The 26,915-nt window shown below is 43.1% G+C and carries 24 protein-coding genes, 8 tRNA genes and 1 pseudogene; 5 read left to right on the top strand and 28 right to left on the bottom strand.

Annotated elements, in window-relative coordinates:
- Positions 1–172 precede the first annotated feature (172 nt).
- Positions 173–1,738: an alpha-L-rhamnosidase-related protein gene (locus tag HFM85_RS15275; RefSeq protein ID WP_173739097.1), complete on the bottom strand. Its 1,566-nt coding sequence runs from the start codon at positions 1,736–1,738 to the stop codon at positions 173–175.
- Between the two features lie 220 nt (positions 1,739–1,958).
- Here HFM85_RS15275 and HFM85_RS15270 point away from each other — a divergent pair, with 220 nt between their 5' ends.
- Positions 1,959–3,014: an AraC family transcriptional regulator gene (locus tag HFM85_RS15270; protein WP_173739096.1), complete on the top strand. Its 1,056-nt coding sequence runs from the start codon at positions 1,959–1,961 to the stop codon at positions 3,012–3,014.
- On the opposite strand, the gene HFM85_RS15265 is transcribed toward HFM85_RS15270, so the two are convergent.
- From HFM85_RS15265 to HFM85_RS15235, 7 genes are all read right to left on the bottom strand, one after another.
- The gene (locus HFM85_RS15265) at positions 3,011–3,757 is read right to left on the bottom strand and encodes a copper homeostasis protein CutC (RefSeq protein ID WP_173739095.1); all 747 of its coding nucleotides are present in this window, start codon (positions 3,755–3,757) and stop codon (positions 3,011–3,013) included. The genes HFM85_RS15270 and HFM85_RS15265 overlap by 4 nt on opposite strands.
- A gap of 4 nt (positions 3,758–3,761) precedes the next feature.
- Positions 3,762–4,769, bottom strand: a complete 1,008-nt coding sequence (locus HFM85_RS15260) for a calcium/sodium antiporter (protein ID WP_173739094.1) — start codon at positions 4,767–4,769, stop codon at positions 3,762–3,764.
- 349 nt (positions 4,770–5,118) lie between these two features.
- Positions 5,119–5,928 carry a Cof-type HAD-IIB family hydrolase gene (locus HFM85_RS15255; RefSeq protein WP_119239190.1) on the bottom strand — a complete coding sequence of 270 codons (810 nt, stop codon included), beginning with the start codon at positions 5,926–5,928 and terminating at the stop codon, positions 5,119–5,121.
- Positions 5,929–5,943: 15 nt separating this feature from the next.
- A complete protein-coding gene (locus tag HFM85_RS15250; protein ID WP_173739093.1) occupies positions 5,944–6,174 on the bottom strand; it encodes a purine biosynthesis protein PurH in 231 nt (76 codons plus the stop codon).
- A gap of 413 nt (positions 6,175–6,587) precedes the next feature.
- On the bottom strand, positions 6,588–6,983 hold the full coding sequence (locus tag HFM85_RS15245; protein ID WP_015543171.1) for a protein-export chaperone SecB: 396 nt from the start codon (positions 6,981–6,983) through the stop codon (positions 6,588–6,590).
- A gap of 10 nt (positions 6,984–6,993) precedes the next feature.
- Positions 6,994–7,230 carry a hypothetical protein gene (locus tag HFM85_RS15240; protein WP_173739092.1) on the bottom strand — a complete coding sequence of 79 codons (237 nt, stop codon included), beginning with the start codon at positions 7,228–7,230 and terminating at the stop codon, positions 6,994–6,996.
- Entirely contained in the window at positions 7,230–7,817 is a 588-nt protein-coding gene (locus HFM85_RS15235) for a poly(ADP-ribose) polymerase family protein (protein WP_173739091.1), read from the bottom strand. Before HFM85_RS15235 ends, HFM85_RS15240 begins: the two co-directional genes overlap by 1 nt.
- Before the next feature lie 259 nt (positions 7,818–8,076).
- On the opposite strand from HFM85_RS15235, the pseudogene HFM85_RS16865 reads away from it, so the two are divergent.
- A pseudogene (locus tag HFM85_RS16865) lies at positions 8,077–8,284 on the top strand (transposase zinc-binding domain-containing protein); the annotation flags it as partial.
- 368 nt (positions 8,285–8,652) lie between these two features.
- Entirely contained in the window at positions 8,653–10,656 is a 2,004-nt protein-coding gene (locus HFM85_RS15230) for a diguanylate cyclase domain-containing protein (RefSeq protein WP_173739090.1), read from the top strand.
- Positions 10,657–10,796: 140 nt separating this feature from the next.
- On the opposite strand, the gene HFM85_RS15225 is transcribed toward HFM85_RS15230, so the two are convergent.
- From HFM85_RS15225 to HFM85_RS15195, 7 genes are all read right to left on the bottom strand, one after another.
- A complete protein-coding gene (locus HFM85_RS15225; RefSeq protein WP_173739089.1) occupies positions 10,797–11,174 on the bottom strand; it encodes a leucine-rich repeat protein in 378 nt (125 codons plus the stop codon).
- On the bottom strand, positions 11,101–11,421 hold the full coding sequence (locus HFM85_RS15220) for a hypothetical protein (protein ID WP_173739088.1): 321 nt from the start codon (positions 11,419–11,421) through the stop codon (positions 11,101–11,103). The genes HFM85_RS15225 and HFM85_RS15220 overlap by 74 nt, the downstream gene beginning before the upstream one ends.
- A gap of 427 nt (positions 11,422–11,848) precedes the next feature.
- Positions 11,849–11,922: transfer RNA gene (locus tag HFM85_RS15215), tRNA-Arg, on the bottom strand.
- A gap of 158 nt (positions 11,923–12,080) precedes the next feature.
- Positions 12,081–13,313 (bottom strand): ABC transporter permease, encoded by a 1,233-nt coding sequence (locus tag HFM85_RS15210; protein WP_173739087.1) that lies wholly within the window; start codon positions 13,311–13,313, stop codon positions 12,081–12,083.
- Entirely contained in the window at positions 13,306–15,126 is a 1,821-nt protein-coding gene (locus tag HFM85_RS15205; protein ID WP_173739086.1) for an efflux RND transporter periplasmic adaptor subunit, read from the bottom strand. The genes HFM85_RS15210 and HFM85_RS15205 overlap by 8 nt, the downstream gene beginning before the upstream one ends.
- 6 nt (positions 15,127–15,132) lie before the next feature.
- The gene (locus HFM85_RS15200) at positions 15,133–15,840 is read right to left on the bottom strand and encodes an ABC transporter ATP-binding protein (RefSeq protein ID WP_173739085.1); all 708 of its coding nucleotides are present in this window, start codon (positions 15,838–15,840) and stop codon (positions 15,133–15,135) included.
- Between the two features lie 253 nt (positions 15,841–16,093).
- Positions 16,094–17,488: an aminopeptidase gene (locus HFM85_RS15195; protein WP_119239194.1), complete on the bottom strand. Its 1,395-nt coding sequence runs from the start codon at positions 17,486–17,488 to the stop codon at positions 16,094–16,096.
- A 200-nt stretch (positions 17,489–17,688) separates the two neighbouring features.
- On the opposite strand from HFM85_RS15195, the gene HFM85_RS15190 reads away from it, so the two are divergent.
- On the top strand, positions 17,689–19,401 hold the full coding sequence (locus HFM85_RS15190) for an ABC-ATPase domain-containing protein (RefSeq protein ID WP_173739084.1): 1,713 nt from the start codon (positions 17,689–17,691) through the stop codon (positions 19,399–19,401).
- Positions 19,402–19,675: 274 nt separating this feature from the next.
- Here HFM85_RS15190 and HFM85_RS15185 read toward each other — a convergent pair whose 3' ends face one another.
- The 11 genes from HFM85_RS15185 to HFM85_RS15135 all read right to left on the bottom strand — a co-directional run bounded on the left by HFM85_RS15185 (position 19,676) and on the right by HFM85_RS15135 (position 24,715).
- On the bottom strand, positions 19,676–20,407 hold the full coding sequence (locus HFM85_RS15185; protein ID WP_173739083.1) for a histidine phosphatase family protein: 732 nt from the start codon (positions 20,405–20,407) through the stop codon (positions 19,676–19,678).
- 89 nt (positions 20,408–20,496) lie between these two features.
- Positions 20,497–20,907, bottom strand: coding sequence for a metal-dependent transcriptional regulator (locus HFM85_RS15180; protein ID WP_173739082.1), 411 nt, complete (start codon positions 20,905–20,907; stop codon positions 20,497–20,499).
- A 119-nt stretch (positions 20,908–21,026) separates the two neighbouring features.
- Entirely contained in the window at positions 21,027–21,614 is a 588-nt protein-coding gene (locus HFM85_RS15175; RefSeq protein ID WP_173739081.1) for a TetR/AcrR family transcriptional regulator, read from the bottom strand.
- Between the two features lie 284 nt (positions 21,615–21,898).
- The gene (gene hydE, locus HFM85_RS15170; RefSeq protein WP_173739080.1) at positions 21,899–22,939 is read right to left on the bottom strand and encodes a [FeFe] hydrogenase H-cluster radical SAM maturase HydE; all 1,041 of its coding nucleotides are present in this window, start codon (positions 22,937–22,939) and stop codon (positions 21,899–21,901) included.
- Positions 22,940–23,221: 282 nt separating this feature from the next.
- Entirely contained in the window at positions 23,222–23,974 is a 753-nt protein-coding gene (locus HFM85_RS15165; protein WP_173739079.1) for a tRNA threonylcarbamoyladenosine dehydratase, read from the bottom strand.
- 177 nt (positions 23,975–24,151) lie between these two features.
- Positions 24,152–24,235: transfer RNA gene (locus HFM85_RS15160), tRNA-Leu, on the bottom strand.
- A gap of 24 nt (positions 24,236–24,259) precedes the next feature.
- A tRNA-Val gene (locus HFM85_RS15155) sits at positions 24,260–24,332 on the bottom strand.
- Between the two features lie 9 nt (positions 24,333–24,341).
- Positions 24,342–24,415: transfer RNA gene (locus HFM85_RS15150), tRNA-Asp, on the bottom strand.
- A gap of 23 nt (positions 24,416–24,438) precedes the next feature.
- A tRNA-Ile gene (locus HFM85_RS15145) sits at positions 24,439–24,512 on the bottom strand.
- A 4-nt stretch (positions 24,513–24,516) separates the two neighbouring features.
- Positions 24,517–24,589 (bottom strand) — tRNA-Thr (locus tag HFM85_RS15140).
- A gap of 54 nt (positions 24,590–24,643) precedes the next feature.
- A tRNA-Glu gene (locus tag HFM85_RS15135) sits at positions 24,644–24,715 on the bottom strand.
- Positions 24,716–25,024: 309 nt separating this feature from the next.
- Between HFM85_RS15135 and HFM85_RS15130 the strand changes: the two genes are divergently transcribed.
- A complete protein-coding gene (locus tag HFM85_RS15130; RefSeq protein WP_173739078.1) occupies positions 25,025–25,591 on the top strand; it encodes a flavodoxin family protein in 567 nt (188 codons plus the stop codon).
- A 117-nt stretch (positions 25,592–25,708) separates the two neighbouring features.
- Here the strand turns inward: HFM85_RS15130 and HFM85_RS15125 are convergent, their stop codons facing one another.
- A complete protein-coding gene (locus tag HFM85_RS15125) occupies positions 25,709–26,602 on the bottom strand; it encodes a ribokinase (RefSeq protein WP_173739077.1) in 894 nt (297 codons plus the stop codon).
- Between the two features lie 94 nt (positions 26,603–26,696).
- Positions 26,697–26,769, bottom strand: a tRNA-Asn gene (locus HFM85_RS15120).
- Between the last annotated feature and the right edge of the window lie 146 nt (positions 26,770–26,915).

Genomic DNA, 26,915 nt, shown 5'->3' with positions numbered 1-26,915 from the left:
CTAAAGATCTTCCCTCCCCCTGCATAGCAGGGGGTTTATTTTTACTGTCACACAATAAAACCAGCCTGTATCAATGCGTTACTTATATAGCATTAATACAGGCTGGTTCTTTTATTTCAATTTTCTTAAGTTTATTTGGTTAAATTATGTAAACTGAACATTCAAATAATTCTCAGAAATATTTTCTCAGCAGATATGTCGGTGTGCAGCTCCATGCGTGGCAGTAGCTGTTTACAATACTGGAACCATACGGTGACTCAGCAGGATTTTCCGGATTGTAAAGCTCCCAGAAGGTATCTGCTCCGTGTCCGATCATTCCGCCCCAGTAGTATTTCATATAGTCCATAGCCTGCTCTTTTTTGCCAGTGAGCAGAAGAGCCTCTACAAAATGGTGGTTCATATACGGGGAAACCATACCCTTCTCCGGTTTCATGGCAATCACCCGATCAAGGATCTCTCCGCATGTTTTCACATCAGCAACCTCTGCAAGGATCATCCATACCTGGTTTGCATAGTTGATCTGACGCTCTTTTCCGCTTACAAAAAGTCCTGCTTTCTCATCATAAAGATATTTCCAGGCAGCCTCTGTTTTCAGACGGATCTCCTCAGACATTTTCTCTGCCTCAGCTGCATCTCCAAGAACCTCTGCGATCTTCTGAACACGTTTTGCACAATAGATGTAAACACCCTGGACACCACACTGTTTATCCAGTCCCTCTGTCCAGTCGATAAATCCCCAGAAGCCTTCCTGATCTTTCAGGATATGCTTCTCATTGAACTGCTCTGCTGCAACTTCCATCTGACGATATGCACATTTGCTCAGATCCTTCAAAGTTTCCATATCGCCGGATGCCTGATAATAATCATAAAGTGCTGCTCCGAAGAACATGGAATAATCCAGAAGGAATGTATCATCTGCGATCACTTCCGGCTCTGTAAACAGGCAGGCACTTACCTGACCATTGTCCTTTGTCTGTCCTGCAAAAAGATACAGGCAGCGTTTTACAAGGTCATAGTTTTTGAAGGTTTCATAGTTTGCCAGAGCCTGCAGTCTTAAATCTCCAAGCCACAGACGGCGGTCTCGCTTAGGTCCATCCTCAAAAACATCCTGCATACAGTTCTTAAGTGTACGAAGGCTGACACGGTCAAGTTTCTTCACCATCTCATCCTCAGTCTCAACCGGTTTCACATCATCCAGGCTGACAGAAGAGACGCTGCGGCATACAACATCCTCTACTACCAGCTGCCATTTCATGGATGTATCAATCGTCTCAATCTCAAGATAGCGGAACGCATATCTTCTCGGAAGTACCAGTGTTGCAGGAAGTACATCGATATGGAACCACTCCTCCTGAATCCATCCGCGGCTGATCCATCCGTCATACTCTTCAGATTTCTCAGTCATTTCCTTTGCGATCTCGCCGAATTTCAGTTTAAAAAATGCCGGTGCATCCTGAGGGCTTCCAACAGAAGCAAGCTTCAGTGTCACATATCCAACCTGATGATCCCCGAAATCCAGGCAGAGCTTATCACCTTTTTTCATATGATAATTCTGCATGTTATCCACAGAATCTCTGTGAAGAACCTCAGGATATACACCGTCCGTTTCACGAATATCCACAACTTCAACCGGACGCACCAGAGTTTCTTTTAACTGCGGTGCACAATCTGCGGCTTTTTTCAGGAAATCTTCGTTGGATACACGTACCATGTTTAAATCAATGCTTACTTCTGCCATGTTATTTCTCCTCTCAGATATGTAATATTATTTTATGATCTTTCATCACTTCAGGATCTTTCTGTTCTATTCTCTATCTTAATATTTCTGTCATATTATACAAGTGCGTTTTTTTCGGAAAAGAACTGATATTTTTTTCGTTCTTTCTGCGTTCTGCAATCTATGATATACTGAAAAAAAACTGATTTTCACCAAATTACTTATCTGGAAAGGAACATCCATGCAGATCTCCAAATCAGATTTTCATCAGTATCTCTCAGAATACACAGAAGATGAGATTTTTTACCGAAATATTTATCTTCAGAAAAAAGAACACCCGGAAACCTTCCAGGAATATCTTCACAGCCTGGACCCGGATTACATCCGTGACCAACGGCTGTATGTCCCGGAGCTTCGTCAGGAACCATGGTTTCCTTATCTTGGTGAGAACGATATGTTCGCAAACATTCCAGAGAATATCATTATCAGCAAGCATTACCGCTATACTCCGGAGTTTACCCACAAGCATGATTTTTTTGAGATCCTCTGCATTTATGATGGCACTGTGAGCAACCAGATCCAGGGAATCCATCATACTCTGCATACGGGTGATATTTGCATTATCCCACCTAATACCCAGCATAGCCTGGGAATTTTTGATGACAGCCTTGCCTTTAATATTATTGTGCGGGCATCTACTTTCCAGAGTACTTTCTTCCAGTCACTTGCCGCTGACAGCGCACTTGCGAAATTTTTTTCCCATGTGCTCTACCAGAAAACGGAGGGGAACTTCCTGATCTTTCATACAGGAGAAGACGCACATATCCTCTCCACACTGGAAGACCTTTATATTGAATACATGCTTCATGCCAGATACCGCTCTGCATTCCTGAATGCTCAGCTGATGATGCTGTGGGCCCAGCTTTTGCGCTATCATGAGAATGATATTGAATCCATTCTCACAAAATCTTCCGGCAACAGCAGTATTCCGGAGATTCTGAATTATCTCAGCCAGAATTACCGTACAGCCACACTCCATGACACTGCTGCACATTTCGGATACAGCACCTCCCATTTCAGCACACTTATCAGGGAAGGTACAGGCCGCACTTTTCTTACTATTATAAAAGAGCTGAAGCTCAGCCAGGCCAGCCGTGCATTGCGGGAAACCTCTCTCAGTATCAGCTCCATCTGTGAGCTTACCGGATATGAAAATCCGGAGCATTTTATGAGATTATTTAAAAAGACATATGGGATGACCCCCGGAGAATACAGGAAGGAGCACCGTGAAAATTAAATTTTATCCAGTTCCGCCTTTGCCGCCTGCACAGCTTTCTCACTGGTCTGGTAAATGGTATATTCACTTAAAGAAGACAGCCCCATATTAACGCCGTCCTTCCGATATTCCATCCTGCTGTCCAGTTCTGTTTTTCCAGACATATGATATGCAGTTACTCCGCTGAGAGGATAAAGTTCTCTGATTGCTTCTGCACAGATTCCTCCACCTGCCTGAATCTGAATCCTTCCAGCTGCCTGCTCTTTTAGTTCTTTTAATAATACAGCTCCTTTTAACGCACTGTTCTGCTGCCCGGATGTAAGAATGGTATGGATACCCAGCTTTACTGCCTGCTCCAGTGCCGTTTTCGGATCTCTGCACACATCAAATGCCCTGTGAAGTGTAACAGACATCCCTTCTGTCGTTTCCATTAATTTTTCCATACGTTGGATATCCAGAGTTCCATCCGGCAAAAGCATGCCGATCACCACACCTTCTGCTCCCAGTTCCCGGTACATTGCTGCTTCCGCACAAAGCATTTCAAACTCAAATTGTGTATAGCAGAAATCTCCGAACCGCGGTCTCAACAAAACATGGATCGGAATTTTGCTGTATTTCCGGATCGTTTCAAATAATTTGCAGCTGGGTGTCGTTCCTCCGATCACCAGATTCTGACAAAGTTCCAGGCGATCTGCTCCACCTCTTTCTGCTGCAAGTGCAGATTCCACAGAATCCACACAGACTTCCAGGATTTTTTTGTTCATTTTATTATCTCCATATAATATACCCTGCATAGATCAGATACAGGCACACCATGGAAATTCCCTCCTTTCGGCTGATCCTCTGCTTTGTCGCCGCATAGATCCACACAATCAGAGAAAATACAATCAGAATCACAATATCAATAATATTCTCCCGGATCAGTGCCACCGGATTGATGGCAGATGCAACTCCGAGAACCATCAGAATATTGAAAATGTTGGAGCCTACCGCATTTCCCACTGCCATATCCACTTCGTTCTTTCTGGCTGCAACCACGGAAGTTACCAGCTCCGGAAGGGATGTTCCGATGGAAACAATAGTAAGTCCCACCAGTGTCTGGCTCATTCCAAGATCAATGGCGATGCGGCTGGCAGCATCTACGGTAAGATCTCCGCCAAAAGCAATGGCAAGTGCACCTCCCACAATAAAGAGGATACTCTTCGGCCAGGAAAGGATGCCGATTTCTTCTTCCAGCTCTTCAATTCCTTCCATGTCCGCATTTTTTCCTGCTGTTCTGGCCTTCATGGCACTTCGGATCATAGCCACAATATAGCCTGCAAAAAATCCCAGGAGTATCATTCCATCCAGATGCCCAAGTCTCATTCCACTCTTATCTCCCACTGCCAGGATTCCAAGTCCCAGAAGAAGAAGCGCACAGATCATTGAAAAAGGAATATCTCTATTAATAGTTTCCTTCTGCACCAGGATCGGTGTCAGGATGGAACAGACTCCAACAACCACCATCAGGTTAAAAATATTGGAACCTACTACATTGCTGACCGCAAGTTCATTATTATTGACCAGTGATGCAGTGACACTGACTGCAGTTTCCGGAAGAGATGTTCCCATTGCCACGATAGTGAGGCCGATGATAATCGGCGGCACCTTAAGCCTCTTTGCTATGCTGGAGCTTCCTTCCACAAAGAAATCCGCCCCCTTCATAAGGAAAGCAAAGCCGATCACAAGAAAAACCAACACAAGGATCAGCGGTGAACTGTTTACCAGATTTTCCATTTTTCTTCTTCTCACTTTCTTTTTTCATTTTCCATGACCTGCGGATTCGCCTCCTGCCCTGCGAAAAAATATCTTTCTGGCATTCTGTTTCGATATAAAAAAGACCCATGTATGCCCTGCTATAAAAAATACAACAAAACATACATGAGTCTCATTCTTTAAGATTTGCCAGGTTTTTCAGAAAAAACCGGGTCTGTTGACAAATCACACTTACGTGCGAACTACTCCCTCATGGAATTAAAATTTTCATTTTTTCAATTTAACAGAATTGTTTTCAAAAGTCAACCCCTGGCCGGTGACTTTTATTTACTCTTTTATTTACTGAAGGTACATATTATATATACCTTTATCATTTTCCGCTTTCAGAAACAATCCCTTTCAGAATCTGTAAAACCCCATCTTCACTGTACGACGGGCATACATTCCTGGCTGCTGCCTGCACTTCCTCTCTGGCATTGGCTACCGCATAGCTCATTCCTGCTTTCCGGAGCATTGCGATATCATTGAGGTTATCTCCAAATGTACAGGTTTCCTCCGGAGAAATCCCCTGGCACTGCTGGATAAACTCTACAGCTGTACTTTTTTCGCCTTCCGGCGGGGTACTGTCCATCCATTCTTTTCCGGCCGCAGCCAGTGTTACTTTATCCCTCCATGCCGGTGTAAAATACGGTGCACAAAGCTCCTCGCACCGTTCCTGATGATAAACAGAAAATTTCAGAACCTGTTTTCCCTGAAGAGAAGAAAGATCGTCCACTTTTCTCATATCATAGCCATAGGAATCCCGCAGCCACCGGAACATCCTCCCATTTTCATTCTCCGCATAGCAGCACTCCGGTGTGGCAATAAAGCAGTCACATTCCGGCATTTTTTCTTTTACCATACGGTGCATGCGTTTCCAGGTCTCATCCGGAAGTGTATGTACCTTCAGGATCTTGTCATTCTTCCGGATCACTGTACCGCCATCCGACACAAAATACACCAGATCCTGCACCGGCTCAAACAGCTTTCTCTCACTGTCATACTGCCGCCCCGAACACACCACAAAGGTGATCCCAAGCTCGGTCAGTTTCCGGATCACTGTCATATATTCCGGATTGATGGTCATTGTCCCGTCTTTTACCAGAGTTCCGTCTACGTCTGTTGCGATCAGTCTTATCATGTTGTTTTTACTCCTCTACATCGGACAGCTTCTTTTTTCCTCTTTATCCATATCTCCACGGACATACCTGGCATTAAACTCCATATTGATCTCACGTATCTCTTTCTTTCCATCAATATAATCCTGATACATATCCACAAGTCTCGCCATACAGCCATCACAGTTTGCGGAAATATTTCCAAGAGATTCCTCTACGATCTGTTTACGTTCTTCTTTTGTTGTATCTTTGATCAGATATCCTGGCATTGTTTTTTCCTCCTGATAGATTCACCTATATTTCAGGTGTTTTGTACTTTTATTATTGTTCACTTTTTCTGTGAAAAAAGCTGCTTGTATCAAACAAACAGCTTTACAAAAATTTTCCTTTTCTGTTTTTTTATTCTACTCTGACCTAATGTCAGTGTCAACACAATTTACTTACTTTCACCTGATATCACTCCGTAAGATTAACAGTAATAAATAACACATGCACAAGTGCTTCATTTCTGATTATAAATATCTATAAATTTATGTAGCATGCAGTTTTTAGGTCAACAACTATATTTTTTATAAAAAAAGAAACGAGCACCCCACCCAGGCAATAGCCGTACGGTAACAAACCCGTTTCTTTCTTTTTTAAGAGTACTATAATCCATATACTGATGTCAACAGCATTTATGTTAATTTTTCTTTTGATCATTCAGCATCGCAACAATATTCATTGCCGGTAATAAAATAGGTGCCATTCCCGGCTGAGTTGTTATGGTAGAAATATAGCTTCTAATATATGGGAACAGAATAGCAATAGCATTTCTTTCAAGAATACTCATGTTTTCCTGCTGAGTATTGAATATTGCTCTTCCTTTTACCCAAACACATACTTTTTCATCTTGATCTGCAACTTTAGTTGTAAGAATAAGTTCAAACTTATCATCACCGATTTTATTCAGACTATGATCAACCTGAACTCCTAACTCCAGATCATCTAACGATCCATCTTTTTTTCTAAAGCTACTTTCTATAATTTCAATTTTGTCTAAAATAAGAGCACTTTCATATTTAGATCTGACTTCCATATTTTTTCTCCTAGCATGCAATTGCGTAATCATCCATAAAATCAAACTCTGGCTTTACATTACTTGTATTAATGTTGTTATTCGAATAATCAAAATACTTCTGAGGCGGCGTCAAAATCTGTTTTACATCTTCCTCTGTAATTGCATGCACTCCCTCTGCATCTCTTATCATAGGAGTTTTAGCAGTTTTACTCAATTCAACATTATACTTCTCGCACAATGAAAAGAACAATTCTTTATCTAACATTAAATCACCTCTTCTTCTTCATTATATATTAGTTTTGTTGATTTAATACATTCTTTTTTTGAAACACAAATTTGACGTTCATTAAATCCAAGGCCTGTAATATTCATTATTTTCTTCTGTAATTCTTTATCCTTCTTGTTTCTTCGCATTGTATAACCTGCATAATCTTTCTGAAATGTTCTGGTAATAACAGCGATATTCTTTTTTTGCTTATAATAATCAAAGAAAAAAGCACGAAAATTTTTATCATCAAATACAGGCATATTTCCAGAACAATTTTTTTTAATTTCATCTATGCATTGGATAATCTCAGCGAAAAATGCATCCAGTTGTTTATTATCATCCAAATCCAATACTTCTTCATCCGGTGCTTCTATAGTCGCCCTAAAAATCACTCTTCCAAAATCGTTATTATGTAAAACAGCTGTTGCAGACCACCATAATGCTTTCTCATAATCGTCAAAAAAATATACTCCCTGTCCCAACCAATGATCAGCACGATAGTTACATTTCGCAGGATCAAATCCATTGCTTTCTATACTGTCTTTGTGTTTTGAACAGGTTCCATGATATCCTATTTCATTCATTCTTTACTCTCTTTTGGATTTTTATCAACGTCACTTTTTAAGTAACTCAATTTCAGATTTTATTCAATACAGATATGATTATATATTTTACCACGCTCAAGCAAGCTCTGCAATCTCATTTCCATACAATAACAATAGAAGAATTTTTTTATCACTTTTACTTTTTCAAAATCACTTTCCTTTTATCTCACTTCAAGCCACTGGTCAATGTTCCCAAAATGTACCGCCTGCAGGTTATCTACATCAACCAGTTGCGGGAAGCTGTTTCTGCCCTACCTGCGGAAACAAGTATTCCATGGAACGCACTACTTCCATGTCTTTTAAACTTGTTAATGTCTAGCACCGCCATTGTGTTTTTACTATTGATAAAAACCTTCGTGACTTTTTTCTTGAAGACCGTACTCTGCTCGACTGCCTCTTTCACTGTTACCAGTGTCGTCTCACGTATGTTCTTCAAAATGAATAAGTTTAAATGATGACGAACTTGATGACGATTTTGGAGAGGAAGGCTTTTATATCTTCTAATCCAAGAAACGTCTTGTCGTTGTGCCCGCCTCCGTGCGGGCATTTTTTTATTTAGGAGAACGCCGCAGGCTGTCTTTCCTATAAAAGAAACGTGCGCCGCCAGGCGCACGACGCAGATATCGCTCAGGCACTGGACGCAATTTAATAGAATCAGGTATGTTTCGAAAAAGGAAGAACTCAACGCTGTTCTTCCTTTTTTTGTGCTTTATTTTGTGGATTTTTCATATGTATTTTTTTGTATTAATGATATATTATTGGTATAATATACAAAAAATAACTTGTTCACTTGCATATGGAGGTCTAAAAAAAAATGAAAAAATCTGATCGCTACAATATCGGCATTCTTATTGGTGGCGTGCATACTTATTTTCCCAAAGAACATATCCGCGGCATTACCGAAGCTGCCAGAGAATTAAATGTTAATGTGTGTTTCTTTCTCGGAACACAGACCAAAGATTTCTTTGAAGATCTGCTAGGTGGAACTCACAAAGATTCTTTTGATTATCAATTCAAAACTATCCACGATTACAGTCTTATCGGTGGTCTTGACGGATTGATCATCAACTACGGAACTCTTGGGCTTCAATTAAAGAATGAAACTGCAGAAAGATTTGCATTGAAATTTAATTCGATTCCTACAGTATTTCTTACAGAGATTGTTCATTCTCCAAACTGTCATTCCCTGATCTGTGACAACAAAAACGGAATCCACATGGTCATGGAGCATCTGATCAATGAGCATCATTGTCGAAAAATTCTTTTTGTAGCGGGTCCTTCTCAGAATACTGATGCAAATGAACGCAAAAACACATATCTTGAAAGAATGGCTGCACACAATCTGCCGGTCACTCCACAGATGATCGCACAGGGTGACTACTCTGAATTTGTTGACCGCCAGGTTCAGCACCTTCTGCATGATAATCCGGATGCACAGGCCCTCGTATTTGCAAATGATGAAATGGCATTTTCCGGATACCGCGTGTGTGAACAGCGTGGTCTTAAAGTTGGCAAGGATATCCTCATTACTGGTTTTGATGACTGCGAGCGTGCTTCCGGTATGGAGCCTCCTCTTACAACCGTTCAGCAGGATGGCGTCCTGATGGGAAAAATGGCTGTCTATGATCTGATAGCCAAACTGGAGGGCAGGGAAGTTTTGTCCCGAAGAGTTCCTGTTTCTCTATGTGTCAGAGAATCCTGTGGATGTCAGGAAAAAATTCCGGAAATCCGCAGTACTCCTGTAAACCTTACTGAACAGATTCATAAGTTAAATCGCACAATCACAAATATGAAACTTGAACTGATCAACTTTCAGAGAAAGTCCTGGTTTATTCCTTACTTAGCCAGAAATCTGAATGACTGTATGGATGATGAATATGCTTTTCTTCTGTCAGCAATGGAAAACATGCGTGAGCTTCGAACCAAATGTACTTACCTCTTTCTTCTGGATGAACCAGTCATCTATCATCAGAATGATGAATGGATATCTCCACAAAATCTTCGGCTTGCTGCCTATTATCGAGACGAAGAAACAGCTGCTTTTCATCTTTATGACCGCCAGCCTGTAAACGCTGAAAATGGCATCTGTCAGTTAATGGCAGATGACGACCGTCACCAGTTTATGGTATTTCTGCTCTTCTCCGGAGAAAAACAGTATGGTCTTCTTGCATGCGATATCCAACCGGAAGAATTTCCGTTCTTCTATGTGATAAGCCTGCAGATTGGCCTTTCTCTTCATTATCTTGAAATCAGTAAAGTAGAAGTTCTCCGTCGTCAGGAAATGTCCAGGGATCTTGAGCTTGTCCGTGAACGTAACCGGGAACTTGGATTAATCTCCAAATATGATGAACTGACAGGACTTCTTAACTTAAGAGGTTTCACTGAACAGATCAAGAATTTTTGCAGCAAAAGCGAACATCAGCGCGCCTATATTATCTGCGCTGATCTGGATCACCTTAAAGAAATCAATGATACGTGGGGACATCCTGCAGGCAATTTTGCCCTACGAAGTGTCGCTAATATTTTTAACGGCTGTCTCCGCAGCCAGGACATCGTTGCCCGCACTGGCGGTGATGAATTCCTGATCCTCCTTAACTGTCAGGAAAAAAACTTCCAGGATATTTTCCGCAAACGAGTCCGGGATGCATGTGCTGCTTTTAATGCAGAATCCGGCAAACCATTTCTCGTGGAGGTTTCTCTTGGAATCACCGAATTCAAGCCAAGCCCGGAAACAGATATTCCTGCGATCATCGAACACGCTGACAAAGACCTTTATGAAGCCAAAAAGCTCCGCAAAAACTCCGTTCATCGACCGTAAAACGGGATGCAGTATATTTTAAAATGGTCGCCAATCTGGCGACCATTTCTGTATTTAAGCTTTAAATCAGATTCCATATGCACTAAGTATCTCAGCAATATCCGGCATCGGATCCTCCGGCATGGAACAGGTACCTCTCTTCACCTGCGCACCTTCGCGGCTTCTTCTTCGTAACCGGTAAGGTATAACTTACTCGGGTCATCCGGAAGCTCTTCAACAGAAAAGTATGCATGTTTAACCTCTGTATTCTGGTTTCGCCATACCCGGCACTCCAGTCCCAGTGTATCAACGAGTGCCTGAACGTCCAGCATCTGCTGCTTGCTACACTTTTCGTTCAGATCTATGTCTCTCAGGTATTCACATCTATCAAAGGCGTTATCCGAAATTTCCGGCAGCTCCAACCCATCCATATAAACGTAGGTAATAGGAGAATTGTTAAAGCAATTATCCCCTATCTTTTCCAAACTTGTCGGAAGAAATACTCTCTGTAATCTTGAAGCTTCCAGGATTGTCCACACCTATACATGCCTGCGCTTCACAGAAAGCACCTACCGGTACGGATTGTGCATACTTTGTAACATCTCCCGGATAGGAATATCCCATCTTGCCTGTGCTGTCCACAATTCCATCTTCAAGACTTACATACAGGCCGTCCATAATGCCATCTTCATCTACATATCCGATATTTTCATAGGTATATGTCACAACATATACTGCTGCCGGATTTTTATCACTGTATTCATTGCGGTCTTTTGTTTCTTCCACGGAATTGATCGTTATTTTAAACTGGCCTTCTACAATATAAGCCGTCTTAATGCAGCTGGTCTTCCACTCGATCAGATTCGTGCAAACTTAGGACATGCAAGCCTTACGACCACGTTGAGATACATATATAATCCACTTACACCAGAAGAAAGCCTGAAGCTTATGGAAAAAGCATTTGATGATTAAACATCCTCGAAATAGATAAGTCACAGGTTTTTACACAAACCTGAAAACGAAAAAAAGCCGGAAACCATTGATTTTTCAAGGTTTCCAGCTTCTTAAATTAGCGTGCGTTAGAGGTTGCTGCGTGCCAGTGGCACGAGTTTAGCAACGACCGTAGCGGAGCGGAGATCGAACCCGTTCGAGTCCGACCCGGACTCGAAAAAAAATAAGACACAGCTTAACGCTGTGTCTTATTTTTTATTAACGTGCGTTAGAGGATTCGAACCCCCGACCTTTTGGTCCGTAGCCAAACGCTCTATCCAGCTGAGCTAAACGCACATCTTTGTTGCTTTTCCTTTGTGATATTTCGTATCACCGCTGCAACAATATGTATGATACTCTAAGACCTATAAAATGTCAAGGGTTTTTTGAAAGTTTTTTTATTTTTTTTCAAAAATATTTTTTATTGCTATTTTTGATGCAAAAGCAACAGTTCTTTAGTTTCTCCGCAGTGCCTCGATCGGGCTTAATTTAGCGGCCTTTCTCGCAGGATAGATTCCAAAGAACACTCCCACTGCGCAGGAGAATAACGTTGCTGCCAGAACAGTTCCCACACTGATTCCTGGTGTGATCGTCATTCCCATACTGCCGCTGATCACCGCGCAGATCGCATAACCACCTGCAATACCAAGGACAATGCCGATCAGACCACCCATAATGGTCAGAATCGCTGCCTCTGCCAGGAACTGCAGCATGATTGAAGAAGTTTTTGCACCAAGAGATTTACGGATACCGATCTCCCTGGTACGCTCTGTCACGGAAACCAGCATAATATTCATAACACCAATACCGCCGACCAGAAGTGAAATTCCCGCAACAAAAGAGATAAACGCAGTCACCATGCCAAGCATCTGATTCATGGATTTCATGATATCCTGAAAGCTCTGCACCTGGAAATAATCGTCTCCTGCGCTCTGATGACGGCGCTCAAGAAGATTCACGATCTTATCCGCAACCAACTGAGAATCCAGCGTCTTATCTGCCTGCACTATGATCTGATAAAATTCTCCGCTGCTTCCTGTGAAATCATCCATTGCTGTATACGGCACATAGATAGTCACAGGCATTCCCTCATAGCTGTAGCTTACAAATGTTCCGTTCTCCTTCTGGGTGGTAACACCGCAGATGCGGAAAGTTTTGGTCAGATCATAGCAGGTGACATCCAGCGTCATTCCCACTACATCATCCGTTCCGAAAAGACGTCTCGCATCTGCATCGGAGATCACGCAGACATTCTTGCCTTCCTCAACCTCTTTTGCTCCGAAATAGCTTCCGTATTTCATTGTTGCATTATCCACAAGCTTGGCATCCTGGGCCTCTCCAGTTACAGACAGGGAAAAATTTCCTTTGCCAGTCACAGTTTCTCCGGAATAGGAATCAGACACATTAACGCCCTCTACTTCCTCCAGCTCCCGGACAGCATCAATGTCCTCCGGCTCTATCCACACTCCGGCTGTAGTGGCCTCGTCACTGCAGTAAACAGCGATCTGTCCGCCGCCGATATCATTGATCTCGCTATTCATCTGGTTCTTCGTACCTTCACCGATGGACACAATGGCGATCACCGATGCGATACCGATAATGATACCCAGCATGGTAAGAAAAGATCTTCCCTTATTGGCCATGATATTGTGGATCGCCATTTTGATATATTCATAAATATTACTCATTGGCAGTCTCCTCAGCATCTGCTGTTCCATCACTGCTGTCTGCCGGTGCAGCCTGGGCAGTCATTCCCTCTTCCAGGGAACCAAGATCCTCGATCACCTCGTCACCGGCTTTGATTCCGTCTGTAACCTCAACAGCATCCTCAGAACTGATTCCTGTTGTGATATCCTGTCTTGTGATCACACCATCCTTCAAAACATAGCAGAAAGATCCATCTTTGCCGATATTTACAACGCCAGCCGGAAGTGTTACCACATTTTCTGCCTTCTCAGCATAGATCTTCACCTTCGCATCAACTCCCAGGAAAATATCTTCATCCGGTTTATCAATGCTGACAGTTGCTGAGATCAGTGTGGAACCTTTTTCATTTGTTGTTGCAAGATGACTGATCTTGGTTACTTTTCCGGTGTATTTCTTATCACCAATGGTAATGTCTGCAGTCTGGCCTTCTTTTACTTTTGCATAATCATATTTGGATACATTAATATCAACGCTGACCTTATCTGTGCTCTGCAGGGTAAAAAGCTCCATTCCCTGTGTCACAGTCGCACCCTGCTGTACAGCTGTCTTGGAAATAACACCATTGAAATCGGCCTTGATTCCTTTTTTACCCTCTGCAACAAGCTCCTTGGCAGACTTCGCATCCAGCTCGGTCAGGTTGTTGGTAAGACGCAGCTTCTCTTTCTCTTCCTTGGTAAGGCTTGTAGAATCTGCCTCTGCAATGGATTTCTGAGCTGCAAGATCGGACTGGAGATCAGCAAGATCGGAGCTTGCCTGCTCAATGGCATTCTCGATCCCTGACGTATCAACGGAACTGTTTACTGCTGCTGAAGTATTGCCTGCCTGATCTGTAAGATCCTGTCCGGAACCTTCTGTTCCGTCTGTCACAAAATCCTCCTGTCCGGTGCTGGCAAAATCCGCATACTCCGGCATTTGGGGCTGGTTCGCCTTTTTGTCCTCATACGCTTCTTTTGCCTGCTGGCTGTTGATCTCAGCCTGGCTTCTTGCTGCCTCAGCATCATCCAGAGCCTGTGCATTCTCATCAGAAGGATCTGCCTGCCACTGTGCAAAAGCCATCTGATAAGCAGTATCTGTCTGATTATATACGCCCTGTGCCTTGATATAAGCAGTATTCAGCTCTCCAAGCTCTTTCTGGTACGCAGGAAGTGTCTTGGTCTGATATGTATTCAGTGCATCTGCATAAGCTCTCTGACTTTCCGCCTCAGCCTGAGCCTGTGCGTCTGCTTTCGCCTGTGCCTCAGCGGCAGCCTGTGCAGCCTGAGCCTGAGCTGCTGCCTGTGCGTCGGCCGCTGCCTGAGACTGAACAGCTGATAACTGTGATTTCAGTGATGCAAGATAATTCTGCTTGTCTTTTACCTGCTGTTCCAGAGTAGCAACCTTGGATTTCGCATCTTTCTGCTTCTGGTCTGCCTGATTCGATTTATTAATGGAATTCTTATAATCATATTCGCCGGACTTTACATTCAGCTCTGCCTTCTGATTATCCCGCTCCAGATCCTTCAGTTCAAACTCCACAAGCTTCGTTCCTTTGGAAACAGAATCTCCGTCTGCAAAAGACACCTTTTTCACCTGTGCATTTACCGGTGAATAAAAAGTCTTCTGCTCATCACTGACTACAGTACCTGTGGCATCTACGATTTCCTCCACATCTCCTGTCTCAGCTTTTGTGACAGAAACCTGGGGAAGCTGTGCTTCTCCTCCTGTGCCGCCTGTCACTAAATAAACACCGCCTGCCACTACAGCTGCTGCAACAATACCGATCGCGATCTTTTTACCCTTTTTACCCTTTTTCATCTTTCTTTATGCCTCCTCGACAAATTCTTCATTAAGCATATCTGACTCAATCTTTCCATCCATGATACGTACTACCCTTTTAGCCTGGGCTGCAATTCCATTGTCATGAGTGATCAGGATCAGTGTCTCTCCTAATCTGTGCATACCTTTAAGGATCTCCATGATCTCCCTACTTGAGGCAGAATCCAGATTTCCAGTCGGCTCATCTGCCAGGATCACCGGAGGTTTCGCAGCAATGGCCCTTGCGATAGCAACTCTCTGCTGCTGTCCTCCGGACATTTCACTCGGCTTATGGTCCATACGTTTCTCAAGTCCTACCTTTTTCAGGGATTCCACCGCAAGCTTCCTTCTTGTTTTCCGGTCGATCCCGCGGTAGATCAGCGGAAGCTCTACATTCTCAATAGCTGTAAGATTCGCGATCAGGTTAAAACCCTGAAAAATAAAACCAATTTCTTTATTCCTGACTACAGAAAGATCATTATCCTTCATCGTAGATACATCTGTTCCATTCAGATAATATTTCCCGGAAGTGGGCACATCCAAACATCCCAGCATGTTCATAAAGGTGGATTTTCCAGAACCAGACTGTCCGATGATCGCCACAAACTCGCCTTTTCGTATCTCAAGGTTCACATGATCCAGTGCACGTACCTCGTTTTCTCCGGGATTATAGATCTTGCACAGATCCACCACCCGTACCAATGTTTCTTCCATGTCTCCTCCTCTTAGCTGTAAAGCGGATATCTGCCATCCGCTTTCGCTGTTTACATATCAAACGGATATCCGCAATCCGCATTCGTCACGTAGCTCTCACCGAATAACCGCTTCGCAGTTTATTTGATTAAAAATACAGAGCAGTATCTGCAGGGGAACAGGCTGCTCTGTTTTATTACCGGGGAAAAATCCCTCTCATTTATTCATAACGAAAAACATATCTGAATGGATTCAGATCCTGAACAGAAATTTTTTATGCTTCAAGAAGAAATGCCTTGTACGCTTTATATGCCTCGTATACATCTGCCTTGCTTGTAACTTCCCACGGAGAATGCATGCTCAGCACAGCCACACCGCTGTCAATAACTTCCATTCCATAAAGTGCGGCAATGTAAGCAATGGTTCCGCCACCGCCAAAATCAACTTTTCCAAGCTCTGCTGTCTGGAAAGCAACATCGTGATCATCAAAGATCTTGCGTACTCTTGCAACATACTCTGCGTTGGCATCGTTGGAACCGGATTTACCTCTTGCTCCGGTGAACTTATTGAGAACGATACCTCTTCCAAGATACGCTGCATTCTTTTTCTCAAAGGCCTCACTGTACGCCGGATCATAGCCTGCACTTACGTCCGAAGAAAGCATGCTGGAATTGCGAAGTGCTCGTCTCACTGCCAGCTCAGAATAGCAGCCCATTCCATCCAGAAGCTCTGCCACACTGTTCTCAAAAAATCTGGACTGCATACCGGTTGCACCAACGCTTCCGATCTCTTCTTTATCTACCAGCAGGCAGCATCCTGTACGCTTCGGTGTCTCATTCATCTCAAGCATTGCTGCAAGGGAGGTGTAAGCACAAACCCGGTCATCCTGTCCGTAAGCTGCGATCATGCTTCTGTCAAGTCCGCATTCTCTCGCCTTGCCGGCCGGAACGATCTCAAGCTCTGCTGAAAGGAAATCTTCCTCCTCAATACCATATTTCTCATTTAAGATCTTCAGAACATTCTGTTTCACAGCTTCTTTCTTCTTGTCATCCGGAAGATCAGCAAGCGGTCTGCTGCCAATGAGAATATCGAGGCTCTCACCCTCGATCACCTCTGCAGCCTTCTTCTGAAGCTGCTTACCTGCAAGGTGGATCAGAAGATCTGTGATATAAAGAACCGGATCGTCCTCATCCTCGCCAATACTTATGTCAACTACACTTCCGTCTTTCTTTACAACAACGCCATGCATAGCCAGCGGCAATGTTACCCACTGGTATTTCTTCACACCGCCATAGTAATGGGTATCCAGATAAGCCAGATCTGTGTCCTCATAAAGCGGATTCTGCTTAATATCAAGACGCGGGGAGTCAATATGTGCGCAAAGAATGCTCATGCCTTTGGAAAGCTCCTCTGTTCCCACATGAAACAAAGCTACGATCTTCTTCATGCCAACTGCATAAACCTTATCGCCAGCCTGGATCTTGTCTCCTCTGGAGATCTTCGCCTCAAGTGCCTCGTAGCCTGCTGCCTCTGCCTGCTTCACGATCTCTGTAACGCACTCGCGCTCTGTTTTACCTTTATTGAGAAACTCTCTGTAAGCCCTGTTAAGCTTCTCCATCTCATTTTCATCTGCTTCCTTATAGGAAAGCCATGCGTTTCTTCTTTCCATCTGATGGTCCACCTTTCTTCTATAAGATTGCGGATCCTGCCTGCAAAAAAATCTGACAGTTTCCGTTTCTCATCATATTATCTGCAATCTGTCTACTATTATAGGTCAAACAATTTTAAATTTCCACCGCAATTCCCATTCTTTACAAAATCTTTATGATTCGCTATAGTAATTCTTAAGAAATTCAGGAGGAAAAAAACATGCAATCATCCGATCAGCTTCAGACGCTGCTTCATTCTGTTAACCGAAAAAGCTATCCGGCATACAAATCTCTTCGTGGTGCTTACCAGTTTGACAGATATATTTTGTCCATTGACCATGTGCAGGGAGATCCCTTTGCTTCTCCTTCTCATATCAGTGTGAAACTTACTCACCGGGATACCGGATTTCCTGCGGAGTATTACAAAGGTACCCTTACCCGCATCACACTTGGCGATTTTCTTAACCGCCAGTTTGAGCAGCAGATCAGCCGCTACACCTTCCGGGCAAAAGGCTCCGGAAAAAGCGGTCTGATTTCTGTCAGTCACTGTGGTCAGGAAGTCCTCGCACGCACAGCCTGTGAAGTGACCGAAAAAGGCATCACAGCCCGTTTCTTCATCGGATTCCCGGCTAATGGCCGCACCATCAACTCTCCCGAGCTTGAAAAAATCTTCTTTGATTTTCTCCCGGTATGTATCCACAAAGCATTTTTTTACCGGAATCTGGATGCCGGCCGACTGAAACAGGCTATCGAACTTGCTGAAGACCAGGAATATATCCGCAAGGAACTGCACAGACGTTCCCTGGCAGCCTTCATAAATGACGGTGCAATACTTCCCCGAGAGAGCGGTATTTCCTCCCGTCCGATGAAAGATTCCGTTCCTTTTGTTTCCCCGGAGCACTTACGTATTTCTCTTGATCTGCCCCATAAAGGAACCATCACAGGCATGGGGATTCCATGCGGCATTACATTGATCGTAGGCGGCGGATACCACGGCAAATCCACCCTTCTCAATGCTCTGGAGCTTGGTGTTTACAACCATATTTCCGGAGATGGACGGGAATATGTGATCACGGACGATTCTGCCCTGAAGCTGCGCTCAGAGGATGGACGTTTTATTAAAGACGTGGATATCTCACTTTTTATCAACGATCTTCCAAATAAAAAAGACACACGCTGTTTTTCCACAGAGGATGCCAGCGGCAGCACCTCTCAGGCTGCCGGTATTATTGAAGGAATGGAAGCTGGAAGCAAAGTTTTTCTTCTTGATGAAGATACTTCTGCTACAAATTTTATGGTGCGGGATTCTTTCATGCAGCGGGTGATCTGCCGGGAAAAAGAGCCCATCACGCCATTCCTGGAATGTGCCCGGGATCTGTATGAAAAGGCTGGGATCTCCACAGTTCTGGTTGCCGGAAGCTCCGGAGCCTTTTTCCACATTGCAGATACTGTGATCCAGATGGATAACTACCGCCCTGTTGACATCACTGCTGCCACACATAAGCTTTGCAGCGAATATCCGCTTTCTGCTGCCGAGCCCCCATCGTTCCATATGCCTGACAGCCATCGTATCATGACAAAAGCCAAAGCCGCACCGTCCCGTCACGGCCGCCCCGGCCAGCCGGAACGCCTGAAAACAAAAGTTCATGGAAAAGACAGCTTCTCTCTTGGAAAAACAGAAGTTGACCTCCGCTATATCGAGCAGCTCACAGACTCCGAGCAGACCGCTTCCCTGGCACTGCTTCTGAAATATGCCATTGAGCACCTCATTGACGGAAAACATACTTTGCCGGAGATCGTTGCTTATCTGGATACACAGCTCCATAAACAAGGCCTGGCGTTCTTCTCCGAAGGAAATTATATTCCCTGCGGTTATGCCATGCCACGTATTCAGGAAATCTATTCCTGCTTTAACCGCTACAGACGCCCTTGATCCAATAATTACTCACTTTTATCCGTAACTCAAAACCACCGTTCTGTCGGCTCTGTCTTGCTAACTGAACGGTGGTTTATCTTCATACATATTTTAGGGAAAGGAAAGAGTTTTTCTTAAGAGCTTCTGTTCTCTTAAGATGTTTATATCATACAGGATAAATGTGAGAGAAATTTGTACAATTTCTAATAAATTTATAAAATTTATTAACGAACTGTAATCATTTCCCAAAATAATCCTTTCATCCGGTACTTCGGACTGTTTTTCACAAAAATCAGTCGTGTCTCTGCTCCTGATTATCGTATGTCTCACAGAATCTGGCGGCAAAAGCCGGGGGCTCCTGGTGTGCATAGAGATGTGAGATATCTCCGAAAGAACTCATACGGAAGGATGCAATGCCTTTACGGCGTTCCTCCGTTGCCAATGTGCTCACAGATGACGGTGCAGCGCAGAAATTCTGCAGCATCACCAATGGTGAAATACTGAGAAGATAGCTGATCAGCACACAGCTTACTCCAAAATGGCAGAAGAAAACCAGCGTATCTTCGTTGGCTTTCTCTGCTCTGTAATAATGTCCTTCACGGACATATCCATGCTCGGCCAGCACTTTATCAAAACTCTGTGTTACCCAGTCATATTCTTCCTTCATATGACCTTCCTGCAAAATATCATTATCCCACCAGCGGTCAAAACTGTAGAAATTCTCCACTTTCGTCCAATCCTGCGGAAGCCAGTCCCAGGGAATGATCTTCTCACCGTTTCTGTCCGGTCTTCTGATCTGAACATCAAACTCTCTCAGCCACTTACACTCTGTCGCTGATCTGCCTGTTTTTTTCAATGTGCAGGAAGCAGTATCCTTCGCTCTTCCAAGCGGTGAGACATAAAAATCCCTGACATCAAGTGCAGCGATCTTCTCGGAGAGAAATTCCGCTTCTTTCCAGCCCTTTTCTGTCAGGGAATCTATTGTATAATCCGGGTCTCCATGTCGTATAAAAAGTAATTTCATCTTTTTTGTGTCCTCCATTTTATAACCTGGATTTCCATTATATTCTTATTTTTTCTGTTGTCAATTCCTGTTGTCTTTTTTTCAGCTGTTCAGGCTTCACTCACAGCTTTTTTCTTCGCTGCATTCTCCTGCTCTCTCAGCTCGTGAACCGCCTTTTTCAGCGCCTCAAAGCTCTCTTCACTGATGATATGCTCGATCCGGCAGGCATCGTGAAGAGCTGTTTTTTCCTGGACTCCCAACATGATCAGCCAGGAAGAGATCAGCTGATGACGTTCGTATACCTTGTCTGCGATCTTATGACCTTCCTCCGTCAGACGGATATCTCCGTTATCTGCAACTGTGATCAGATTCTTCTGACGCAGATTTTTCATGGCAACACTGACGCTCGGCTTCTTAAAACCCATCTCAGCCGCTATATCCACCGCTCTCACAAGCGAGCTCCTGTTTCCCAAAATCAATATGGTTTCCAGATAATCTTCTGATGATTCATTTGATCTCATGCTATTTACACCTCCATCGGTTTGTTTAAACTAACCAAGTTAATCATAGCATACTTTCATTGATTGGGCAATGGTTTTCCGAGAAAAAAAGCCTGACAGCTTTTACTGCCAGGTCTTTATCATTTTTTGCTGATTTCTTCTGCCACAATCTGAATACTCTGATCTGAGCAGCGCTTTAACATTCTGGAAAGCTCCAGAAGTTTTTCCCTGGAATAATTTCCCTTAAGCAGTTCTCTGTAGCCCTGCATCTTCATTCCGGTCAGGATATGTACCAGATCATTATCTGCTTCTTTTCCGCATTTTTTCCGGAAATTCTCCTGAAGAAGCTGTTCCATTTTTGTGCAGGTATCCTCCCAGAAATTTTCGTATCTGGTTCCTTCTGCACCTTCCATGAGAATTCTCGCAATGTCTCTGTTTTCCCAGACAAATTCCATAAAAAGCTGATCGTATTCTTCTGATATCGTCTGCTCTTCGTTTTGGGAATCTGTCAGTTTCCCGGCTATCTGCTCCATTTCTCCGACCGTTTCCTCCACGATCTCCTCAAAAAGAGCTGCTTTGCTTTCAAAAAAGAAATACAAAGCTCCCGTAGTCACATCTGCTTTTTTGCAGATGGCACGAAGAGAGGCTTTCAGAAACCCTTTGTCCCTGAATTCTTCCTTTCCAGCCTCCAGAAGTCTGCTCCGCACAGCACTTTCTGTTTTTTCCATATTGTACGCACTCCATTATTTATTTCCTGCTTACTCCGCCTGCAGGAAAATTCCGCTTATTTCTGACCTATATCTACACTCAAAATTATATTATAGTCATAATAGATTGTTATTAATATATCAATAGGTCATACGGATATTTTATAATAAATCTTGTTAAAATGGAAGAGTTGCTGAGTAAATTCTCTTCACTTATTTGCAGCTTGCCTCGTGACCAGCAACTCTCCTTGTGATGTATACAATTTATGCTAACTGCATAAATCCACACGGTATGTCATCACGCCCTATATCATGGGAGAATCTCCGCGATCCGTGACGATCTCATATCCTACGGATCTTGCACGCCTGGAAAGGCATCCTCTGCACTCCGCAGCTTCTTCACCTGTGCATATCTTGTTATCATAAAGTTCATACTGTTTTCGATTTTTTACAGGGGAAAGGTTCGGCATCACTACATTGGCTCCTGTCTGAAAGCCCTTTTCCCGTCCTCTTGGGTCAAGAGTGCCCAGTGCTGTTGTAGCCGGAAGAAGAACCTTCGGCAGCATGATCCGGATCACGGATAACAGTAAAAGCGTCAGCTCCACATTTCCCGCCTCTTCCTCTGCAAATTTTGTGTCATGATGGGGAATAAAAGGCCCGATCCCTACCATATGCGGATTTAGTTCTTTCAGAAAAACAAGATCCTCTGCCAGATTTTCCATTGTCTGCCCCGGTGCGCCCACCATAAAGCCAGCTCCGATCTGGTAGCCCAGCTCTTTCAGATCATAAAGACACTGCTTCCGGTTGGAAAGACTTAGATTCTCCGGATGAAGATAACGGTAATGATCTTCATTAGCTGTCTCATGTCGTAGAAGATAACGGTCTGCTCCTGCTTCCCGGAATTTCCGGTAGCTCTCTTTCGATTTCTCACCAATAGACAGGGTAATCGCACAATCCGGATAATTCTTTTTTATTGTTTGGATTATGTCAACCATACGTTCATCATTAAACCACGGATCTTCCCCTCCCTGGAGTACAAACGTTCGAAATCCCAGCTCATGTCCATTTTCACAGCACTGAAGGATCTCCTCTTTTGTCAGACGGTAACGTACCGCATTGGTATTGGAACGGCGGATGCCACAATAATAGCAGTCATTTCTGCAGTAATTGGTAAATTCCACCAACCCTCTTGTATATATTTTATTTCCAAAATATTTCTTCTGAATGCGGACAGCTTCCTGTTTAAGAAGATCTATCGTCTTCTGATCCTTATACAGCTTCAGAAGCTCCGGATATTCCTCCTGATCAAGCTGTCCCTGTTTAATAAATTTCTCTGCAATCCCCATAATTTACATACCCTTCTCTTTTATTTACAAAAGCATTTATACAGCATTTCCGGAAATCAATGCATCAAGTTTTGACTATTCTCCTCTGTTATGCTTCTGTTCTCTCACCAGATCTATCTATGAATATATTTTATCATAAATAATCTGACTATTCTATAAAAAAGAATCTTTCGCGAACTCAGTTCTGACATAATAAAACGGATACCATACAATAACTGCACAGCATCCGCTTCCATCATAATATATAACTATCGCACTCCCATAAATTACTATAATTCCTGATTACTTGATCAGATCTTTCACAACCTCACCTGCAATGATCAGTCCTACCACTGACGGAACAAAAGCATTGCTTCCCGGCACCTGGCGGCGCTGAGTACATTTTCTTTCCGTTCCCGGCGGACAGATACAATGTGATTTGCAGCTAATTGCCATATCATCAATTGGTGTCACAGGTTTTTCCTGGGAATAAACGACTTTCAGTTTCCTGATCCCACGTTTCTTCAACTCACGGCGCATAACTTTTGCCAGAGGGCAAACGGATGTCTTATAGATATCTGTCACCATAAAGCCGGTAGGATCCATCTTGTTTCCGGCTCCCATGGAACTGATGATCGGTGTTCCGCTGGCCTTAGCCTGCTCTGCCAGCATCAGCTTGCCTGTTACTGTATCAATGGCGTCTACAACGTAATCATACTGTGAAAAATCAAAGGAATCTGCTGTTTCCGGTACATAAAAAGTCTTATGAATATTTACTACTGCATCCGGATTGATCTCAAGGATACGGTCTCTTGCAACATCTACCTTATATTTACCAACAGTTTTTCTGGTTGCGTAAATCTGACGATTGATATTTGTCAGACATACTTTATCGTCATCGATCAGATCCAGTGTTCCAACACCGCTTCGTACCAGTGCCTCTACTGTATATCCGCCAACGCCGCCAATTCCAAATACAGCAACTCTGGCATTCTTCAGTTTCTCCATTCCTTCTTTTCCAATCAATAATTCTGTTCTTGAAAACTGGTTCAGCATTTTTGCATTTCTCCTTATATTTTGTGCTTGTTCTGTTATATTTACATATCGTTTTCTGCTCTGTTTTTATGACTGCCAGGATTCTATCATTTATATATGTCCTTGTCAATATCCCTACTGATATACTAGGAATATATAGTATAAAAAAAGATTCCCTGTTTGGAATCTTTTTTATACTGCGGGTAGCCGGACTTGAACCGGCACGGAGTTGCCCCCGAGAGATTTTAAGTCTCTTGTGTCTGCCTATTCCACCATACCCGCATATTCAATTAAATTGTTCAAAAATGGGGCCTATAGGGCTCGAACCTATGACCCTCTGCTTGTAAGGCAGATGCTCTCCCAGCTGAGCTAAGACCCCAAATATGAACGACCCAGAAGAGACTCGAACTCTCGACCTCCGCCGTGACAGGGCGGCGCTCTAACCAACTGAGCCACTGGGCCATACAAATATAAAACTTATAAAATGGACCTTCGGGGACTCGAACCCAGGACCGACCGGTTATGAGCCGGTTGCTCTAACCAACTGAGCTAAAGGTCCAAAAAGCCGATGATCGGACTCGAACCGATAACCTGCTGATTACAAATCAGCTGCTCTGCCAATTGAGCCACATCGGCGTATTAACACCCAATGTTGAATCGAGTCAAATGAAAATCCCGTTTAGTTTTAAGTGACTCCAAGGGGATTTGAACCCCTGTTACCGCCGTGAAAGGGCGGTGTCTTAACCGCTTGACCATGGAGCCATATTTTTTATTTGTTTTTCGCTGTTTCGTATTTCCCTCAGCGACGAGTTAAATAATACCATACCTTTTTTATAATTGCAAGCATTTTTTTGAAAAATTTCAATTTTTTTTACAAACCTGCAAAACATGCCAAAACTCCTTATAAAATAAGCTTTTCAGGGGCTCCCTTTCTCTCTCAGAAATGATTCTTCAAAAAATTTTTTTCTGTTTTTTCGAACATTGACATTATTTTTTCCCTGTATATAATTGAAAGTATAGCAGCATTCAAATCCGACAGCCGCTATAATAATATATGAAAGGATGACTACAATGAAAGTTTTATTACTGAACGGCAGCCCACGCAAAGAAGGCTGCACCTATACAGCACTTACAGAAGTTGCAGAAACCTTAAAGAAGAATGGTGTGGAAACTGAGATCTTCCAGGCTGGTGATCCTTCCAGGGAAAATATTGCTGCAGCCGCAGCTATTATGAAAGAATCAGATGCTCTTGTTGTTGGCTCTCCCGTTTACTGGGCTTCCCCATCCGGACAGATCATCGAGTTCATGGATAAATTCGCTTCCATGGCCGGAAAGGATATGATCCATAAACCAGCCGCTGCTGTTGCTTCTGCAAGACGTGCAGGTACAACTGCCACCCTTGACGTACTGATCAAATACTTCACCTACCATCAGATGCCGGTTGTATCTGGTAACTACTGGACCATGGTACATGGCAATACACCGGATGATGTTCGCAAGGACGAAGAGGGCCTGCAGATCATGCGCACACTTGGAAATAATATGGCATGGCTTCTGAAATGTATTGAAGCAGGTAAAAACGCAGGAATCGATGCTCCTGAAACAGAGAAGAAAATCATGACTAATTTCATCCGATAAATAAGACGAACATTCTTTTAAATTATTTCCATATATAAGATATAGCCAGCAAGGAAAAGTGCTTCCTCTGCTGGCTATATTTATACCGTATTCACTATTCGAACGTATAAAATTTTATTACAGATCTTCTCCCAACGCTTTCATAACCTCATCCCTCAATGGAATCGATGCGGCAGCTCCCGGCCTTGATACAGCGATGGAAGAGGCTTTTGCGGCCATTCTGAGTCCCTCTGCCTGCTTCATTCCATCCAGGATAGATGCAATAAAATATCCGGTAAAAGTATCTCCTGCAGCTGTGGTGTCCACTGCTTTAACCTTGAAAATATTCTGTCTGCAGATACCCGTTTCATCCTGATACATGGAACCATCTCCTCCTAATGTCAGAACTACCGATGCTTTCGGATACATCTCTTTAAATTTCTCCAGGATCTTATCTGGTTCCTTCTCTCCTGTGATTTGTCCACCTTCGATCTCATTTACCAGAAACATACCAACTTTATTCAAATCACATTTTTTCAGATTATCATTATATGGAGATGGATTAAGAAAGATCTTCATCTCTTTCTGACTGGCTCGCTCAATAATGTAATCCAGTTCATTGATCTCATTCTGCAGAAGCAAAATATCTCCTTTTTCAAAATATTCTAATACCTCATCTGCAAATTCTCTTGTAATGCTTCTGTTAGCTCCGCCATAGAGAAGAATGCAGTTCTGTCCATTTTTGTCTACCTGAATCACAGTATGTCCGCATGGACCGGAAATTTGACGTATAAATTTTGTATTTACATTATTCTCCCTGCAGGCTTCCAAAAGGATCTCTCCTCCTTCACCGATCATTCCTGCATGATAAACCGTAACTCGCGCCTTTGCAAGTGCAATGGACTGATTTAATCCTTTTCCTCCACAAAAAATCTTCCTGTCTGTAGATGCCTGTGTTTCCCCCGGAATTAAAATACTGTTAACCTGATATACATAATCCACATTTAATGACCCAAAATTCAATACCTTCATAAAAACCCTCCATCTGTATTGTCTTATGTACTCTATATTTTATTATATACAAAAAAATCCTGCAAACATAAAGTTTACAGGAAATAAAAAAAAGCTCCCCCTGTTGGACTCGAACCAACGACACTGCGGTTAACAGCCGCATGCTCTACCGACTGAGCTAAGGAGGAATATTTAATTTAAGGCTTGTACCTTAAAAACTACATACATGTTTGTTGATGGTCAATCAAACTCTTCGAATCAATTCTTAACCTGCGTTTCTTGGTCAAGCCCTCACCCGATTAGTAACAGTCAGCTCCATGTGTTACCACACTTC

The organism is Blautia schinkii (assembly GCF_013304825.1).
GTDB classification, from domain to species: domain Bacteria; phylum Bacillota; class Clostridia; order Lachnospirales; family Lachnospiraceae; genus Blautia_A; species Blautia_A schinkii_B.
This window is presented reverse-complemented; position numbering and strand designations above follow the sequence as displayed.